Source organism: Sodalinema gerasimenkoae IPPAS B-353 (assembly GCF_009846485.1).
GTDB classification, from domain to species: Bacteria; Cyanobacteriota; Cyanobacteriia; order Cyanobacteriales; family Geitlerinemataceae; genus Sodalinema; species Sodalinema gerasimenkoae.
Window position 1 is genome coordinate 2,769,875 of record NZ_ML776472.1, and the last position, 16,836, is coordinate 2,786,710.

A 16,836-nucleotide genomic window follows, 5' to 3' on the forward strand; every position below is an offset into this window, starting at 1 on the left:
CACCCCTAGCCCCTCCCAGGAGGGGAAGGGAATAGGGAGGCCTCGGCTTGGTTAGAGGTTGGAGAAATGGGGCAGGGTGGTTAGGAGGATGAAGATGGCGACGCTGAGGATGATGGAGAAGGCGTAGAACTGCGATCGCCCGCTGGTGTTGTATTTGAGACTTTCACCGCCGAAAACTGTGGCAAAACCGACAAAGTTCACCGCCCCGTCGACGATGTAGCGGTCTAACCAATAGACGGCTTTGGAGATGCGATCGACGGCAAAAATGATGGTTCCCTTGTAGAGTTGGGGAGTATAAAAATCATAGGCAAAGAAATCCTGAACCGCTTTGGAACTGAGTTTGACGGGTTTTTCCCAGTTGGGATTGAGATATACCAATGACCCAAAACCAATTCCCGCTAGACTCGACCAAGTGAGCAATAGGGCCAGGGAACGATTCACCATTGCCCAATCTGGGAGTAAGTCCCATTGCGCCAAGAGTAGGGGGATATGTAGGGTGACACCGGCTAGGACGGTCATAGGGAGAACCAGTAACCATAAGCCTTCTGAGGAACGACGGGTAAAGTCTGTCACCTCTCCGGCAAACATCCGGCCGAAGACGCGGGTGACGCTAGAGGCGACGATGGCGTTGACGGCTAAGACGACGGCAAATAGTCCGGGGCGGGTCTCCCAAAGGGCATCGGCAATCTGGACTAAGGACCAAAAGCCACCAAAGGGGGGTAAGGCGACGAGGGAGAGTCCGCCGACGATGAGGCAGAGTCCGGAAATGGGACGACGAGACCATAAACCTCCGTATTGGGTCAGGTCTTGGGTGATGTTATTGAGAACGATGCCCCCAGTACTCATAATCAGTAGGGACATGGCCAGGGCGTAGGTTAGGAGTAAAACGAGGGCGGCTTGGGTGGCCCCAATGCCGACGGCGATGAAGACAATGCCCAGATAGGCACTGGTGAGATAGGACAAGACTCGTTTGACGTCGATTTGGGCCACGGAAATGAGACTGGTTCCAACGGCGGTGGCGGCCCCGATAGCGAAGACGACACTGGAGCCGAAGGGGGAAAGGGCGATAATGGGTTGGACTTTAATCAGAACCCAGGCCCCAGTGGAGACAACGAGGGTGTTGCGGAGAATCGTCGCGGGATAGGGCCCTTCCATGGCTTCATCCAGCCAGAGGTGTAGGGGAAATTGGGCACATTTGGCGATGGGCCCGGCGATGAGGGTTAGGGCCAGGAGTGTGGCCACGGTGGGGTCGAGGTCGGCAGTTTCGGCCCAAATGGCGAGTTCACTGAAGTTCCAGGTTCCTGAGAGGGGGAGGAGGGCAACGACTCCCATCAGCAGGATTAGGTCTCCTACCCGTTTGGTGAGGAAGGCATCTCGAGCCCCGGTAACAACGAGAGATTGGTTGTACCAAATGCCGACGATGAGATAGGTGCCTAGGGTGAGAATTTCTAGGATGACGTAGCTGAAGAAGAGGGAGTTACAAAGCACCAGGAGGCACATCCCGGCTTCAAACAGTCCCATGAGGGAATATACTCTCGCCCAGCCCCAATCCATTTCTAGGTAGGCGATCGCATAGACTTGGGCTAGGAAGTTCAAACCGGTGATGAGAACGCAAGCCCCTAGGGCCAGGGTAGAAACTTCTAAATCGAGGTTAATGATTAAGCCTGGGGCATTCAGCCACTCGAAGGAGAGGGCATAGGGGGGCTGATTCCAGGTGTCACTCAGGGCAATTAGACTATGTAAAAACGCCATGAAGGTCATCAGGGCGTTGATATATCCGGCAGGACGCGGTCCCGTGCGACGAATGAATCCGGGTGACCAGGGGAGGGCAAGTCCCGCGCCGATTAGGGCGTAGCAGGGAATGAGCCAGATGGTCTGGCTGAGAAAATCAAGCATAGGAACGTGACCTCAAGGTTTGGGGCTAGGAATCCCACCACTCGGGGGGGTAAAGGGATGAAATTTTAGGAAAATTTAATAGTCTCATCATAGACAATGTTCAATGCTTTGTCTATTTCGATAGACATAAACACATCATATTTTTGATAAATAAAACTTATACCCAAATAAGAGCTAGACCCCTGGAATGAGGATTGAGAAGGCTGCTAAAATCCTTATGATAGGGGGTTTTTGGCAAATCAAGGGAGGATTGCGATGCTCAGACCGCCGCATTTGCCCAGTAAATCTCCGCTTAACTTCATAAGTAATTATTATAATTAACCCACAACGGGTTAACACTTCTGCGTAACCCTTGACGTTCAGGTTGAAACATGACGGTAACCCGACCGCTTCCCCTCCTAGACAGTCGAGATCGCCTCGAACAGCGTCTTAACGAGATTCCCCCAGAACCGGGAGTCTATTTAATGCGAGATGAGGGCGATCGCATCCTTTATATTGGCAAATCCAAAACCCTCCGCAGTCGAGTTCGCTCCTACTTTCGCGAGTCTCAACCCCTGAGTGATCGCATCGCCCTCATGGTGCACCAAGTCTGTGACATCGAGTTTATCGTCACCGACAGCGAGGCGGAAGCCCTAGCCCTCGAAGCCAACCTCATCAAACAACATCAACCCCAATTCAACGTCCTCCTCAAAGACGATAAAAAATATCCCTATCTCTGTATCACCTGGTCCGAAGACTATCCCCGTATCTTCATCACCCGCAAACGACGCATCGCCCACCCCAAAGACCGCTACTACGGTCCCTACGTCGATACTCGCCAGCTTCGCAGTACCCTAAACCTCGTCAAACGTATCTTTCCCCTCCGTCAACGCCCTAAACCCCTGTTCAAAGACCGTCCCTGCCTCAACTACGACATTGGCCGTTGTCCCGGAGTCTGCCAAGAACTGATTTCCCCCGAGGCCTATCATCAAACCGTCGAGAAAGTAGCCATGGTCTTCCAAGGACGTATCGGCGAACTCGAAAGCATCCTCAACCAGCAGATGCAAGCCGCCGCCGCGCAACTCGACTTTGAGAAAGCCGCCCAACTACGCGATCGCCTCCAGGGACTCCAATCCCTCGGCGTTGACCAAAAAGTTGCCCTTCCCGACGATCGCATTTCCCGAGATGCGATCGCCCTAAGCCTCGGAGAACGCCACGCCTGCATTCAACTGTTCCAAATCCGGGCCGGAAAACTCATCGGCCGCCTGGGCTTCATCGCCAACGCCGACGATCCTGGTTCCATCCTGCAACGAGTTCTCGAAGACCATTACCGCCGCCTTGACCCCGTCGAAATCCCGAGTACCATTCTCCTACAACATCCCCTCCCCGAAGCCGAATTTCTAGAAACCTGGCTCAGCCAAACCCGAGGCCGTAACGTCAGCCTAGAAGTTCCCCAACGGCAACAGAAAGCCGAACTCATTGCCATGGTCGAACGCAACGCCGGGTATGAACTGGCCCGACTCGAACGGGGCGATCGCCGCAACCAAGAGGCCCTAAAAGACCTAGCCCAAATTCTCGGACGCACCACCCCACCCCGTCGCCTCGAATGTTACGACATCTCCCATAGCCAAGGGTCCAACGCCGTCGCCTCCCGAGTGGTCTTTCTCGATGGCCATCCCGCCAAACAAGAGTACCGCCATTACAAAATCCGTAACCCCGAGATTACCAGTGGCCATTCCGACGACTTCGCCAGTTTAGCCGAAGTCTTGCAGCGGCGCTTCCGTGACTACGAATCCCCTCAAACCCTGATCGAGTCCCCCAATTATCCTGATTTGGTGGTGATTGACGGAGGAAAAGGTCAACTCTCCGCCGTCATGAGAATCCTAGACGAGATGGGACTCGATGGGGTTCTCTCCGTCGTCAGTTTAGCCAAACAACGGGAAGAGATTTTCACCCCAGGGGTCTCCCACCCTTTAGACACCCATCCCGAACAACCCGGTGTGCAACTTTTGCGGCGATTACGAGATGAGTCTCACCGCTTTGCCATTAGCTTCCATCGTCAGCAGCGAAGCAAACGGATGCGGCGATCGCGTCTTGATGAGATTCCCGGTTTAGGGTTTCAGCGTCAGCAGCAATTACTGGCCCATTTTCATTCCCTCGATTATGTGATGCAGGCTTCCCCGGAACAGTTAGCGGAGGTTCCGGGGATTGGTAAACGATTGGCGGCAGAGATTTACGGATATTTTCGGGGAGGAGAGGGTTAGTAGACGTTTATAATTTCGGGGATGCCTGATGTAAGAAGACTCCCAATGCTCCCAAGTACCCTCTGGATTCTCCTAATGGGCTTCTTCGGCGGACAACTGGCCCGTCGTCTTGGTGCCCCTCCCCTCCTGGGAATGATCCTAATTGGCATCCTCACCGGCCCACAAATCGGCAACGTCATCAGTGCCGAGGTTCTCGACGCCGCCGACGGACTCCGGACTATGGCCGTCACCATCATCCTCATGAAAGCCGGCCTCGGACTCGATCGCGAAAAGTTAAAGCGTCAAGGGTCCGTCGCCCTGCGGCTTGGAGTGCTTCCCGCCCTTTGTGAAACTCTCGTCGTTGGGGCTGTCGCCCTGTTTCTATTTGATTTTGATGTCCCCACAGCCCTCCTCCTCGGCTGTATTCTGGCCGCTGAATCCCCAGCGGTGATTGTTCCGGGAATGTTGCGCCTGAAAAGCCTCGGCTGGGGAGTCGATAAAGGTATTACCGATGCTATTCTCACCGGCAGCGCCCTCTCGGATGTCTTGTTACTCCTTCTATTTAGCCTCCTACTGGGCTTTCTCTCCCAAGAGGGGGGAGGTTTAAACTTGGGAGATATCACGATCTCACCCCTGCAACTGTTGCCCCTGGAAATTTTCCTGAGAATTGGACTGGGCTTAGGGGTGGGCTATCTCGCTGCCCGGTTATTGGTGTCATTATCAGTCAAACAAAATTGGACTCAAAAATCGGTTCAGGACGTACTGATTGGGGCAGGACTGGCGCTCTTCTTAACGATTTTTGACCAGGTACTTCCCATCTATTCCGGGTATCTGGCTGTGATGTCCCTGGGCTTTTTTCTGGTGCAGTTCGATGCTCCGCTCGGGCGACGGCTGCGGGGAGGCTTTGATGCCCTATGGACAGTAGCGGAAATTTTTCTGTTTGTGCTGCTTGGGGCAACGTTACAACTGGAGGTTCTTGGGGATGTGTTGCTGCCAGGATTGGCCCTGCTGGCGTTGGGGTTACTGGTGGGGCGATCGCTCGGTTGGTATCTCTCGACGTTAGGGAGTGATTGGACTTGGAAGGAACGGGTGTTTCTACTGCCGGGAAATATGGCCAAAGCCACGGTTCAAGCGGCAGTCGGGGCAATTCCTTTGGCTCAAGGACTAGCGGGAGGGGAGGAAATTCTGGCGTTGGCGGTGTTGTCGATTTTGGTGACGGCTCCCCTGGGGGCTTGGAGTACCCAACAATTTGCGCCCCTATTATTGGAGAAGGGGGTTATCGATCCGACTCAGGTGGGGGCCGTGGGACAGTTACGTTTTTTGGCGGCGGTGGATACTTTCCCCATGGCGGAACGAGTCTTGACGAAAGCGGCAGATTTAGCCCGTCGGAGTGATGGGGAGGTGCTGATTCTTCATGTGAGCGATCGCCCGGATGAGGAGGAGTTAACCCATCTCCGCGAGGTGATTCAGCGTCGCCTGCTCGATATTCGCCATGAGGTCTGCATTTGTCCGGGAGTGGTTCCGGAAACCATTGTGGAAATGGCGCGATCGCAGGCGGTGTCTGATATCATCATTGGCCAACCTCGACATCGCCCTTGGGATAATCTCCTCAACGACTCTATTAGTCAGACGGTCTTAGAAACCAGTCCGATTCCTGTGATTTTGGTGAAGCCGGAGGAGGTAACGGGTTCAGAAACGGGTTGATGTCCTATCATCGAAGTGAACCCCCCTTATCATCACAAGCGTATGACTGCCAGCACTCGTGAGATTGAAAAGCTTGCGGCGGAGATTGCCGATAAAATCTATCTGGATATTGCCAAATGGCATCTCTATCTCGGAGATGCCCGTTTACATGTTCCCTTAGCGGAACGGTTTTATCCCCTGTTGGAAGAGGATCGCCTCACGGAAGCCGCCCTAGAATCGGTGTTACAAGAGATATCGGTTCCCATTGGCGGTGGACGGCGAGAGGTGCCTTTGCAGGATTTACTCCCTCGGTCCGGGCAACAGGATTTAATGGAGTTGTTAGAAGCCTATCAGCAGGAGAATCTCTGAATGGCTAGGATTGAGGTTAAGACCATTTTTAAGCATCCCGTCAAGGGATTCACTCCGCAACCGTGCGATCGCGTGGCGTTGCAAGAGGATTTTGGCATGGTGGGCGATCGCGCGTTTGCCTTTATGTTCACGGATACGGGCAACCCGGAACCTCAAACCCCCTGGCTTCCCAAGCAGTATCTCGCGGTTCAAAATGACTGGCCTGACTTAGCCAAATTACGCTGTGACTATGACGAACAGCGACAAGAACTAGAACTGTGTCTCAATGAAACTCTCACGGTTGTGGCGTCGGTAGCTACAGCCGAGGGACGCGATCGCCTCAGCCAATTTATTAGTGATTACTTACATACATTAACCCCAAGTCCTGCCGCGCGACATCCCCAAAACACTGCCGTGCGTCTGATTGGCACAGCTACCGGAGAAACCCGCTATCAAGACCGAGATCAAGGGCAAATTTCCCTCGTCTCCCAGGCAACCTTAGATGATATCGCGGCGAAAACTGGACAACCCCAACTCGATCCTCGGCGGTTTCGTCCCAACTTCGTTATTGATGGCCTTCCCCCCTGGGGTGAGTTTGACTGGGTGGGTCAACAATTAGATCTCGGAAACGCTACGATCCAAGTAACCGCCCCCATCGGACGTTGTCTGAATATCAACGTCAATCCTGATAACGGCGATTGCGATCTACCCCTGCTTTCCCAACTCCCGGCCCATTTCGGCCATGCTCAAACCGGGGTCATTGCAACCATCGTTCATGGGGGAACCGTTCAACGGGGGGACGCGCTCAAGTCCTAGAACAATAATGGAGACTCAACAAGATACTAGCGGAGGCTCTACACAGGCAGCAAAATCCGGCTAGTCGAAACAGGGAGCCAACTAGCCGAACCTGGCCATAATTCCAAGGGTCTGAGAACCCGGACCCGTAGCTAATTTGACATCGATTGAATGATGTAATCAAAGTAGGGCGCCGCTTCTTCGGCATCTTCGTTACTCAGCAGAGCAATCGAGGCTTCCTTGAGACAAACCATGGCTTCGACCATACCAGGCATCGGCACGCCGAGGGCATTGTACATTTCCCGTGCGCCAATAATGCCAATGGTTTCGATGGGTTCTTTGCTCCCAGATAGCACCCCATAGGTCACGAGGCGCAGATACCAGCCATAGTCACGGATACATTGACTGCGTTCGCGCTGTCCGAAGGCATTCCCGCCCGGTGCGATGAAGTCAGGACGGCGTTTCCACAGTTCCTGAGAGGCTTTATCAACGATTTTCTTCTCATTTTCGGCCAGGGTTTCGACGATGCGAAGCCGCTGCGCGCCGGTTTGGAAGAAGTCTTGGATTCCTCGGAGTTCGCCACTGCTGGGATAGCGTAACTCGTCATCGGACTTTAGAATGACTTGACTAACAACACTCATGATTTTATTGAAATCGTTGGATACTATAGTGAACTGGCTCTGAATGAGAGTCAGCATAAGACTCACTTATTATATCGAACGGCGGTTCACCGCAAAGTCACCCCCCTGGAATTTCCCCCATCCCCTTTTTTTTAACCATGCAACAAGGACAAGTTGTCGAAGTCGAGATTACGGATCTAGCCGATGGTGGCGATGGTGTTGGCAAATGTGGCGATCGCGTCGTGTTTGTCCCCGATACAGCCATTGGCGATCGCGCTCAGGTGCGTCTGGTTCAGGTCAAACGTAAGTACGCCCGGGGCAAACTCCAGGACTTAAAGCATGAGTCCCCCAGTCGCCAGCGTCCTCCTTGCATTGTCGCCGACAAATGCGGTGGCTGTCAGTGGCAACATATTGAGCATCCGGCCCAGTTAGCGGCTAAACAGAATCAGGTGATCCAGGCCCTGGTGCGAATCGGCCGTTTAGACCATCCCCCAGTGCAACCGGTGCAAACCACCGGGGAGAGTCTCGGCTATCGCAACAAGGCCACCTATCCGCTGCAAGTTGCCCCCAGTGGGGAGATTCGGGCGGGATATTACCAGAAAGGGTCTCATAAACTGGTCAATCTCAATCAATGTCCGGTTCAAGATGAGCGTCTCAATCCCTTTCTGGCGCAAATCAAACGGGATATCGCGGCCCAAGGTTGGACGATTTATAACGAACAGCAGCATCAGGGGGAACTTCGTCACCTTGGCGTTCGGGTGGGTCGGCAGACGGGTCAAGTTTTGTTAACCTTAGTGGCCAAGACTGGGAAATTGCCCGAACTTGAGGTTCAAGCACACCGCTGGTTAAGCAGCTTTGATAATTTAGTTGGGGTTTGTCTGAACCTCAATGGCGATCGCACCAACGCCATTTTCGGCAAATCCACCCGAACCTTAGCCGGTCAATCGTTTCTCCAAGAAGAATTTGCCGGGTTACAATTTCGCTTGCGATCGGATACCTTCTTTCAGGTGAATACGGAAGCCGCTGAGTTGATTTGGCAGGCGATCGCCCGGGAATTGAACCTACAGGGCCATGAGACCATCTTAGATACCTACTGTGGAATTGGCACCTTTTCCCTACCCCTGGCCCAACAGGCCAAGGAGGTTTGGGGAATTGAAGTCCACCCCGGTTCCGTGGCCCAAGCCCAGGAAAATGCCCAACTCAATCAGATTGAGAATGTGGAGTTTTATACCGGGGATGTGGCCGAACTTTTGGCACAAGACTCACCGCTATGGCAAGCCCATCCTCAAGAAAAACCTGATATCGTAGTGGTTGATCCGCCCCGTCAAGGCTGTCAGCCCCCCGTGTTAGAGGCATTGATTGACCTCGGCTGCGATCGCCTCGTCTACATCAGTTGTAAACCCAGTACCTTGGCCCGAGATCTCAAGCAGCTTTGTGCCAGTGGCTATGAGCTAAAGCAGGTTCAACCCGTGGATTTATTCCCCCAAACCGCTCATATTGAAGCCGTTGCCTTTCTGACTCGCAATAACCGAACCTCCCAGCCCTAGGGCTATATGAGACAATTAAGGCGTACCCCAACCCATCGCCCCAAGACCCATCCATGAACCCTGTTTTCAAAAACATCGCCACCTGGTACCGTGCTATATTACGCAACCCCAAATATCGGGGCTGGGTGATTCTATTTCAAAAACATCGCCACCTGGTACCGTGCTATATTACGCAACCCCAAATATCGGGGCTGGGTGATTCTGGGAACCCTCCTTTATCTCATCAGTCCCTTGGATATCTCCCCCGATGTCCTGCCGATTTTGGGACAAGTCAGGAACCCTCCTTTATCTCATCAGTCCCTTGGATATCTCCCCCGATGTCCTGCCGATTTTGGGACAAGTCGACGATGTCGCAATTCTGTTCTTACTGATGTCAGAACTGTGGCAGATGGTTCGAGAGGGATTGGCCCCCTCCGAGGAAATAGCCAGCGATGTTAACTCAACGGTCAATGCTCCAAACGATGAGGACACGGTGGATGTCGAGGCCGTCTCAGTCGATTAAATTCCGTCCTGAATGGTCGCCAACGCCTCCTTTAATGCTCAAATCTTTGTCAAGACGCGATCGCTCGCGTCTTTATCTTTGGCCTAGATCAGCTAATGTCTTATGAAATTCTCTGAACTTGTCGCACAGTTGGCTGAGGCCGGGGTGGTTGGCAGCTTTAGTGTTGATGCTAACCTCGATATCACCCAGGTAGCTGCCATTGAGGAGGCGACAACTGGCTCTATCTCCTTTATTGAAGGGGATGGTTACGCCAATCACTTACAAACCACCCAAGCCAGCGCCGTCATCCTACCCGAGGATGAGTTGTTACAACAGCAAGCTCAAGAACGAGGTATCGCCTGGATTAGTACAGCCTCCCCCAAAGCCCTCTTTGCCGATACCATTTGCCTGTTTTACCAACCCTACCGCCCTGAACCTGGAATTCATCGGACCGCGATTATTCATGAATCCGCAACATTAGGCGCCAACGTCTCGGTTGGGGCCCATGTGGTGATTGATGCCAATGTGACGGTGGGAGACGAGGTTTGTATCGGTGCCAACGTGGTGGTGTATCCCGGAGTTGTCATCGGCGATCGCTGCTATCTCCATGCCAACTGCACCATCCATGAACGGACTCAAATTGGTGTCGATTGTAGGATACAAAGTGGTGTAGTTTTGGGCGCGGAAGGCTTTGGCTTTGTTCCGAGTGCCCATGGACTAAAACGGATGGAACAATCCGGCTGCGTCATTATTGAAGCGGGAGTCGAAATTGGCTGTAACTCCACCGTTGATCGTCCCGCTGTGGGAGAAACCCGGATTGGGGCAAATACTAAAATTGATAACTTAGTCCAAATTGGCCATGGCTGTCGTATTGGTAAAAACTGCGCCATTTGTGCCCAAGTGGGATTAGCGGGAGGCGTTACCCTTGGGGATGGAGTCACCCTAGCGGGGCAAGTTGGCGTGGCTAACCGGGCTAAAATCGGTGCGGGTGCGACTGCCTCGGCCAAAACGGGCATTCATCGCGACGTGAAAGCTGGCGCCCTCGTCTCAGGATTTCCAGCCATTGATAATGCTCTATGGCGACGTAGTGCCGCCTTATACAAACGCCTACCGGAACTTTATCAAAGCCTGCGGCAAATTCAACAGCGTCTTAACCAGGATTCCTAGATAACTTTGATTAATTGCCAGAGCGCCGGGGGGAGCCTGGCATTTTTCGCGCAATCCCTTTATCTTCAGAGGGCACGATGACGATCCTTGGACAGACCGATACCCCCTCGATCATGGCAGACGCTCCCTCAACTGCCCCTCAATTGTCCGACTTTGATAACCCATTTCAGGGGGATGATCGTACAAATTGTGAAAATTAAGGCTATATTTTTATGGAACCAGCAAATTCGCGGTAACTTTTGATTTAATATAACTAGAGTCTAAATGGAGAATTGCCCAGACAATGACTGAAGCACTTTCGGAAAAACCCACGCCGCTGACTGGAAAGGCGTTACTTACAAAAGTCAAAGAACTGTCTCACTTACCTCGGCGAGAAACCGCCAAGCGTTGTGGCTACTACAACATCACTAAGAATCAGCAAACCCGTGTAAATCTGACGGATTTCTATGATGCGGTGTTGGCAGCCAAAGGGATTCCCCTCGATCCCGACGGCGCAAAGGATGGACGCGGTCGCGAACCGACTTACAAAGTGAGCGTTCACAAGAATGGACAGATCGTCATCGGTTCGACCTATACCAATGCCATGGGGTTAAAACCCGGCGACGAGTTTGAAATTAAGTTGGGTTACAAACACATTCACTTAATTCAGATGGATCGCGCTGACGGCGACGAAAATGGTGCTGGTGGCGACGACGAGTAAGCTCGTCATGGGGAAGAGCGGGGATGTTCAGGATCGAGGGTTGATATAATTCAAGTCTATCTGCGATCGCTTGACTTCCCCCCCAACCCTTCCCTGTTTTGGGGGAGATGCGATCGCAACAGGGATTCAGATGTCTCAGTTTTTGAGAGTCCTAGAGGCTGGAGTTGGAGCCTTTTGCCGTCAATTTTCTCCCCAAAGAGAGTTAGGGGTCGAGATCTCACCTGTGCTAAAGATTGGCTTATTTTTTATCGTCTGGTTAGGAATCTGGTTACCCATCCTGATTCCCCTAGCCTGGCGCTGGAGGTGGTATCCGTCTCGTCCCCTGACTCCTTCACGAAAACTCGCCCTAGTGGGTAGTCTTTACCTCCTGTTTCCCCTGGCTTTGTGGGGACTGCGACGGGTGGCCGGAGTTAATTTTTTCTATTATGGCCCCCGGTTCCCAGCTGCTGATTTCCCGATGCTCAGTCTAGGGGTCGCAATCGGGATTTTTAGCGTTACGATTTTGATGGCCGTGCAGAAAATGGCGGGTTGGATTTCCTGGAACTTAACCTGGACGGCTCAGGATAGAGTCCGGCAATTCCTATTGGCCCTGTTGTTGGGGATTTGGATTGGTGGAACTGAAGAATTTATCTTTCGAGGACTGGTGCAACAGGAACTGCAACAGCAAGGGTCTGTTTGGTTCGCCGCGACGATCACCAGTGGAATTTTTGCACTACTCCATTTAATTTGGCAACCGCGTCAAACCTTACCACAACTGCCTGGACTTTGGCTGATGGGTATGGTGCTGACCCTGGCTTGTGTCGTCACTCAGGGAGAGTTGAGTTTAGCATGGGGGTTACATGGCGGCTGGGTCTGCGCCATGATTTGGATCGATAGCTCTCAAGCGAGTCAGCCGACTGGAGTGGTTCCCCCCTGGGTGACGGGGTTGGGGGAACATCCTCTCGCCGGAATCCTAGGAATCGTCCTCTTGGCGGCAACGGGAGCCGTCTTGTGGTTCTCGAACGTTCCAGTTTTGAGACTTACCGGTTGAGTTTGAGGGGGGTGACGGGAACCTCGTCCCAGGATTTTACTGTTCGTAGTTGAGCCGTCCAGCCCTGAGATGTCTGAAATTCATCAAGATCGTTGGTGAACGATTCATGACAAGCTCGTGCTTGGCTTTCGTCCTCGCTGGCGATGCAGGCTTGGACGATACCACTGGGATCGATTTGTTCGCAAACCCAAATAGTCATGTTGTTGTTTTCCCTTGTCTGTGCTGAATGTATTGTTGGAACTGTTCCCTATTGTAGGGAGAGTTGGCCAGTCAAACCGAGTCATGGGATCGGCTTAGGAGGTTTCTTTGCAATTTGAACGCCTATTTACCAGCATCGAAGACTTAGTCATGTGCCATTCCCCAAGTGGGATGGAAACGGAGATTAACCAACATCTCCAGGAGCGATTTCGAGACTTGGGGGTGGAGTATTATGGCGATCGCGCCGATAACCTGATTGCCAAGATTCCAGGGGAACAGGAGGAGGGGGCGATCGCCATTACGGCCCACAAAGACGAAATCGGGGCTATTGTCAAAGGAATTGATAGCGAGGGACGAGTCTCAATTCGTAAATTGGGAGGCTCCTTTCCCTGGGTGTATGGCGAAGGGGTCGTGGATTTACTCGGAGATCACGCCACCTGTTCCGGGATTCTCAGTTTTGGCTCCCGTCACGTTTCCCATGAATCCCCGCAAAAGCTCTTACAAGAAAGCCGACCCCTAGAATGGCAACAAGCCTGGATCGAAACGAAACGCACCCCTGAAGACCTCAACGCCCTGGGGATTCGCCCAGGAACGCGGGTGGTGGTGGGCAAACACCGCAAACGCCCCTTTCGCTTAGATAACTACATCGCCAGCTACACCCTCGACAACAAGGCCTCCCTGGCCATTCTCCTGGCCCTAGCCGCCCGCTTGCAACGCCCAGCGGTTACCGTCTATCTCGTGGCCTCAGCCAAGGAAGAAGTCGGGGCCCTGGGGGCCTTGTATTTCAGCAATCACCAGGTATTAGATGCCCTAATTGCCCTAGAAATTTGTCCCCTGGCCCCGGAATATCCCATTACCGATGGTGAGGCTCCCGTCCTCTTGTCCCAGGATGGCTATGGCATTTACGACGAGGGCTTAACCCAACAGTTGAAGCAGGCGGCTGAGTCGCGACAGATTCCCATCCAACAGGCGGTGATTAGTGGTTTTGGCAGTGATGCCTCCATTGCCATGAAACTCGGTCATGTGGCCCGGGGGGCTTGCCTGGGCTTTCCCACCCAGAACACCCATGGTTATGAGATCGCTCATTTGGGGGCGATCGCCCATTGTGTGGAGATTTTAGCCGCCTATTGTGAGCAACGCCAAAATTTTCAGCCTTAGGGGTTGACAGTCCTGGGAATCTTCGCTACATTGAATAACGCCTAAGCGGTTAGAAGCCGCCGACAGCCTAACGAATACGCCCCCATCGTCTAGAGGCCTAGGACACCTCCCTTTCACGGAGGCGACGGGGATTCGAATAAACGAATACGCCCCCATCGTCTAGAGGCCTAGGACACCTCCCTTTCACGGAGGCGACGGGGATTCGAATTCCCCTGGGGGTATTCATCGTCTAGAGGCCTAGGACACCTCCCTTTCACGGAGGCGACGGGGATTCGAATTCCCCTGGGGGTATTCAAGCCTTAAAAGCCGAGACCAAGTTAGAGAGTTATCTAGCTTGGTCTCGGCTTTTGTTTGTCGAGATCCTCATCTGGCATCCCCACCCCCCGACTCAGGTTAAGGTGTAGACATTTGATCGCTGATCGTTACGGATTATCAAATGTACCCGAGTGAGGCCACCATGCTGAAACGCCACTTCAGAACCCTCAACAGATTTGTTCCCCAAGGATGGCGTTCTATCGGTGTGGTGATGCTCCTCGCCACCGCCTTATATCTGTTTCGCCTCGACGCGAGAGGATTATGGATTGATGAGTTTCTGAGTATCCGCGACGCTCAAGATGTCAGCTTTAACCGAGGTCGGCTTTTATATTACGTTCTCCTCGAAATTTGGATGACCGTTGGGCAAAGTGACGTTTGGTTACGAAGCTTAGCAGTTCTCTTTGCCCTCTGCGCTGTCGCGCTGACGTATCAACTCGGTCGTTCCCTCTTTACAAAGCGGGTTGGACTCATCGCTGCTCTGATGTTAGCCCTATCTCCCCTCTTTATTAACCATGCCCAGGAAGTCCGCTACTACACTATGAGTGTCAGTCTAGGGATTGCTGGAAGCTTAGCACTGGCGAAGTCTCTCAATGCTCCCAACCGCCCTATCAATTATGTGTTATGGGTGATATTTAGAGTTTTAGCCGTTTTGACCACCCCTCTAAATGCCGCCCTCTTAGTCTCCGACGGAATCATCATTCTAGTCAAATATTATCGACACCCTCGACGACTCGTTCACTTTGCGATCGCAGGGTTAATCCTCAGTATCATGACCCTACCTGTCGCCCTCTCAGTGCTAGATTCAGCGGGTGCTCATCGCTTAGACTTACCCGTCCCCGGACTCAATAACCTAGTGCGAGAACTCAGGATATTAACAGCATTTTCCTATCCACCGCCGCCCCCCTATTTGACTCGACTGGGTCATGTATATATCCTCACAAGTTTGCTTGTGCTGGGGGTGGTAATCCTCCGAAAACGGCAGTCGAAAACGTTCCAATGGCTCGTTGCTTGGACGGTGATTCCAGTTGGGATGATTTTCATTTTTTCCCATCTGATCTTCTCAATTTGGAATACTCGTTATGTCATGCTGGTCTTGCCCTATCTTCTGATTATGATGGCGGTGGGATTCCTAGAAATTCGGTCTCGCTGGCATCGTCTAGCCTGGGCAATACTTCTGATATATGCCATCACTGTAGGTAGTGGTTTGGGGGTCTATTACACCCGTTCAAGTCGCTACATGGGAGCCTCAGACCATTACCGAGCAACGGTCGAGATTCTGAACCAAAATAACCGGCCAGATGATGTCATTGTCTGGGCAATTATGCACAACACACCCATCCCAATTCAGCATTACTATGAAGGAACGGCCCCCGTTACCTTGAGACGACGAATCCAAATTCCCAGTGATAACAGCACAGTTGGACGCGAAAATATTGAAGCCTGGTTATCAGGCTTGCCCTCTTTCTCATCCCGTTTATGGCTCGTTTATGGTCCAAGAGTTGTTCACGACGATGAATTATTCTACGACGTCTTAACGGAAGAGTTTATGATTGAAGCACATTACACCGTCGAGGACTTTAACATTTTTCTGCTCACCTCCACAGAGCCGAGAACTTAGCCCTAATTGAGGGAGCTTTTGGTAAGGGGAACGCTCCCCCAGCAAGACTCTATCAGAGAGTCATAGGGTCTCAAGACCCCATGCCCCCGGTATCCTTAGGACACCTCAGCTCCAGACTTTGCCGTCTCAGGGAGCGTCAACCAAGATGATAAATCTCGTTGCAATAGCTCTTGCAGTTCTAAAATGTCCTCTCGATAGATATCTCTGAGCAACCGTCGTTCCTCGGCAGACAAGGGTAGCGCACTTTTATCCTTGTAATTGAGGGAAAGGAGATAGCGGCGAATCCCCTGGCGAGTTTTCTCCGGGAACACCAGCCGTAATACCGAGCCAGCCAAACTTCTTAGGGGATTACGAGTTTGCAGCACCCGATGAACCGTTTTATTTTGGGGGACTGCTGCTTTCTGAGCGCGAAACGATGTATCGGGAACAAACTGATCATCTACACCAATAAAGTTATAAATCCCTTGCATCATCGCCACTGGGTCTTGCACCAAATCATCATAAAGACAGACCTTAAGATTGTCTGCACCAAACTTTTCCATAAAGGCTTTGAGAGACTCGCAATAAAACCCCTTGCGAATTTGGAATGACTTGATGGGACGTTGACTAGCTTGCTCTCTTAGGGGGGGACAGTTTCCGCCATCAATGGCATCTCGGATGTGCATTAAGTAGTCCGAATGGGCGCGCTCAATAGGATTGCGGAGAATCACCACCAACTTAGCCTGTGGAACTAGGTTGTAGATGACGGGAATGGAGGTTTCATGGTGGAATAAGTAATTCGGGGAGGCTTCCCCGATCGCCACCTTATCCTGGACGTTCTCAAAGAGCGCCAAATACTTTTCGAGACTATCAATCTTTCTCGGTTTTTTCGAGACTACCCCGCTCCAGTCTCGCTCTAGGAAATTCGTTTCCTTGACTGGACTCATATAGACCTGGGGGTGCTGGGACAAGTACCGGTAAATTGAGGTTGTCCCAGCCTTTTGCACCCCAATCACGAGAAAGTTGGGAAGATGTTTTGTGTCCATGGATGATAGCAACGATACTGTACATCCAGAGTA

At 52.3% G+C, this 16,836-nt stretch carries 15 protein-coding genes; 11 read left to right on the forward strand and 4 right to left on the reverse strand.

Features of this window, described 5'->3' with window-relative positions:
* Positions 1-51: 51 nt before the first annotated feature.
* The gene (locus L855_RS12110) at positions 52-1,896 is read right to left on the reverse strand and encodes an NAD(P)H-quinone oxidoreductase subunit F (RefSeq protein ID WP_159788355.1); all 1,845 of its coding nucleotides are present in this window, start codon (positions 1,894-1,896) and stop codon (positions 52-54) included.
* Between the two features lie 371 nt (positions 1,897-2,267).
* On the opposite strand from L855_RS12110, the gene uvrC reads away from it, so the two are divergent.
* From uvrC to L855_RS12130, 4 genes are read left to right on the forward strand one after another with little or no spacing between them, the layout of a single operon-like run.
* Positions 2,268-4,139 (forward strand): excinuclease ABC subunit UvrC, encoded by a 1,872-nt coding sequence (gene uvrC, locus L855_RS12115; protein ID WP_159788357.1) that lies wholly within the window; start codon positions 2,268-2,270, stop codon positions 4,137-4,139.
* Between the two features lie 45 nt (positions 4,140-4,184).
* The gene (locus L855_RS12120) at positions 4,185-5,822 is read left to right on the forward strand and encodes a cation:proton antiporter (RefSeq protein ID WP_159788359.1); all 1,638 of its coding nucleotides are present in this window, start codon (positions 4,185-4,187) and stop codon (positions 5,820-5,822) included.
* A gap of 42 nt (positions 5,823-5,864) precedes the next feature.
* On the forward strand, positions 5,865-6,170 hold the full coding sequence (locus L855_RS12125; protein ID WP_159788361.1) for a DUF3181 family protein: 306 nt from the start codon (positions 5,865-5,867) through the stop codon (positions 6,168-6,170).
* Complete coding sequence (locus L855_RS12130) at positions 6,171-6,965, forward strand: MOSC domain-containing protein (RefSeq protein ID WP_246198838.1); 795 nt, start codon at positions 6,171-6,173, stop codon at positions 6,963-6,965.
* A gap of 131 nt (positions 6,966-7,096) precedes the next feature.
* Here L855_RS12130 and L855_RS12135 read toward each other — a convergent pair whose 3' ends face one another.
* On the reverse strand, positions 7,097-7,585 hold the full coding sequence (locus L855_RS12135) for an allophycocyanin subunit alpha-B (protein ID WP_159788363.1): 489 nt from the start codon (positions 7,583-7,585) through the stop codon (positions 7,097-7,099).
* 137 nt (positions 7,586-7,722) lie between these two features.
* On the opposite strand from L855_RS12135, the gene rlmD reads away from it, so the two are divergent.
* The 5 genes from rlmD (at position 7,723) to L855_RS12160 (ending at position 12,489) form a co-directional block, all read left to right on the forward strand.
* Entirely contained in the window at positions 7,723-9,111 is a 1,389-nt protein-coding gene (gene rlmD, locus L855_RS12140) for a 23S rRNA (uracil(1939)-C(5))-methyltransferase RlmD (RefSeq protein WP_159788365.1), read from the forward strand.
* Between the two features lie 247 nt (positions 9,112-9,358).
* A complete protein-coding gene (locus tag L855_RS12145) occupies positions 9,359-9,613 on the forward strand; it encodes a YkvA family protein (RefSeq protein WP_343039270.1) in 255 nt (84 codons plus the stop codon).
* 102 nt (positions 9,614-9,715) lie between these two features.
* Positions 9,716-10,759 (forward strand): UDP-3-O-(3-hydroxymyristoyl)glucosamine N-acyltransferase, encoded by a 1,044-nt coding sequence (gene lpxD / locus L855_RS12150; RefSeq protein WP_159788367.1) that lies wholly within the window; start codon positions 9,716-9,718, stop codon positions 10,757-10,759.
* Positions 10,760-11,042: 283 nt separating this feature from the next.
* Positions 11,043-11,459: an AbrB family transcriptional regulator gene (locus tag L855_RS12155; RefSeq protein WP_159788370.1), complete on the forward strand. Its 417-nt coding sequence runs from the start codon at positions 11,043-11,045 to the stop codon at positions 11,457-11,459.
* A 70-nt stretch (positions 11,460-11,529) separates the two neighbouring features.
* A complete protein-coding gene (locus L855_RS12160) occupies positions 11,530-12,489 on the forward strand; it encodes a CPBP family intramembrane glutamic endopeptidase (protein ID WP_159788372.1) in 960 nt (319 codons plus the stop codon).
* Here L855_RS12160 and L855_RS12165 read toward each other — a convergent pair.
* Complete coding sequence (locus tag L855_RS12165) at positions 12,479-12,688, reverse strand: glycogen debranching protein (protein WP_159788374.1); 210 nt, start codon at positions 12,686-12,688, stop codon at positions 12,479-12,481. The genes L855_RS12160 and L855_RS12165 overlap by 11 nt on opposite strands.
* Positions 12,689-12,795: 107 nt before the next feature.
* Between L855_RS12165 and L855_RS12170 the strand changes: the two genes are divergently transcribed.
* Together L855_RS12170 and L855_RS12175 are read left to right on the forward strand one after the other, a co-directional pair.
* Positions 12,796-13,845: a M42 family metallopeptidase gene (locus L855_RS12170; protein ID WP_246198839.1), complete on the forward strand. Its 1,050-nt coding sequence runs from the start codon at positions 12,796-12,798 to the stop codon at positions 13,843-13,845.
* A 457-nt stretch (positions 13,846-14,302) separates the two neighbouring features.
* Positions 14,303-15,778 carry a glycosyltransferase family 39 protein gene (locus L855_RS12175; protein ID WP_159788376.1) on the forward strand — a complete coding sequence of 492 codons (1,476 nt, stop codon included), beginning with the start codon at positions 14,303-14,305 and terminating at the stop codon, positions 15,776-15,778.
* A 95-nt stretch (positions 15,779-15,873) separates the two neighbouring features.
* Here the strand turns inward: L855_RS12175 and L855_RS12180 are convergent, their stop codons facing one another.
* Positions 15,874-16,803 carry a sulfotransferase family protein gene (locus L855_RS12180; protein ID WP_159788378.1) on the reverse strand — a complete coding sequence of 310 codons (930 nt, stop codon included), beginning with the start codon at positions 16,801-16,803 and terminating at the stop codon, positions 15,874-15,876.
* Positions 16,804-16,836 lie beyond the last annotated feature (33 nt).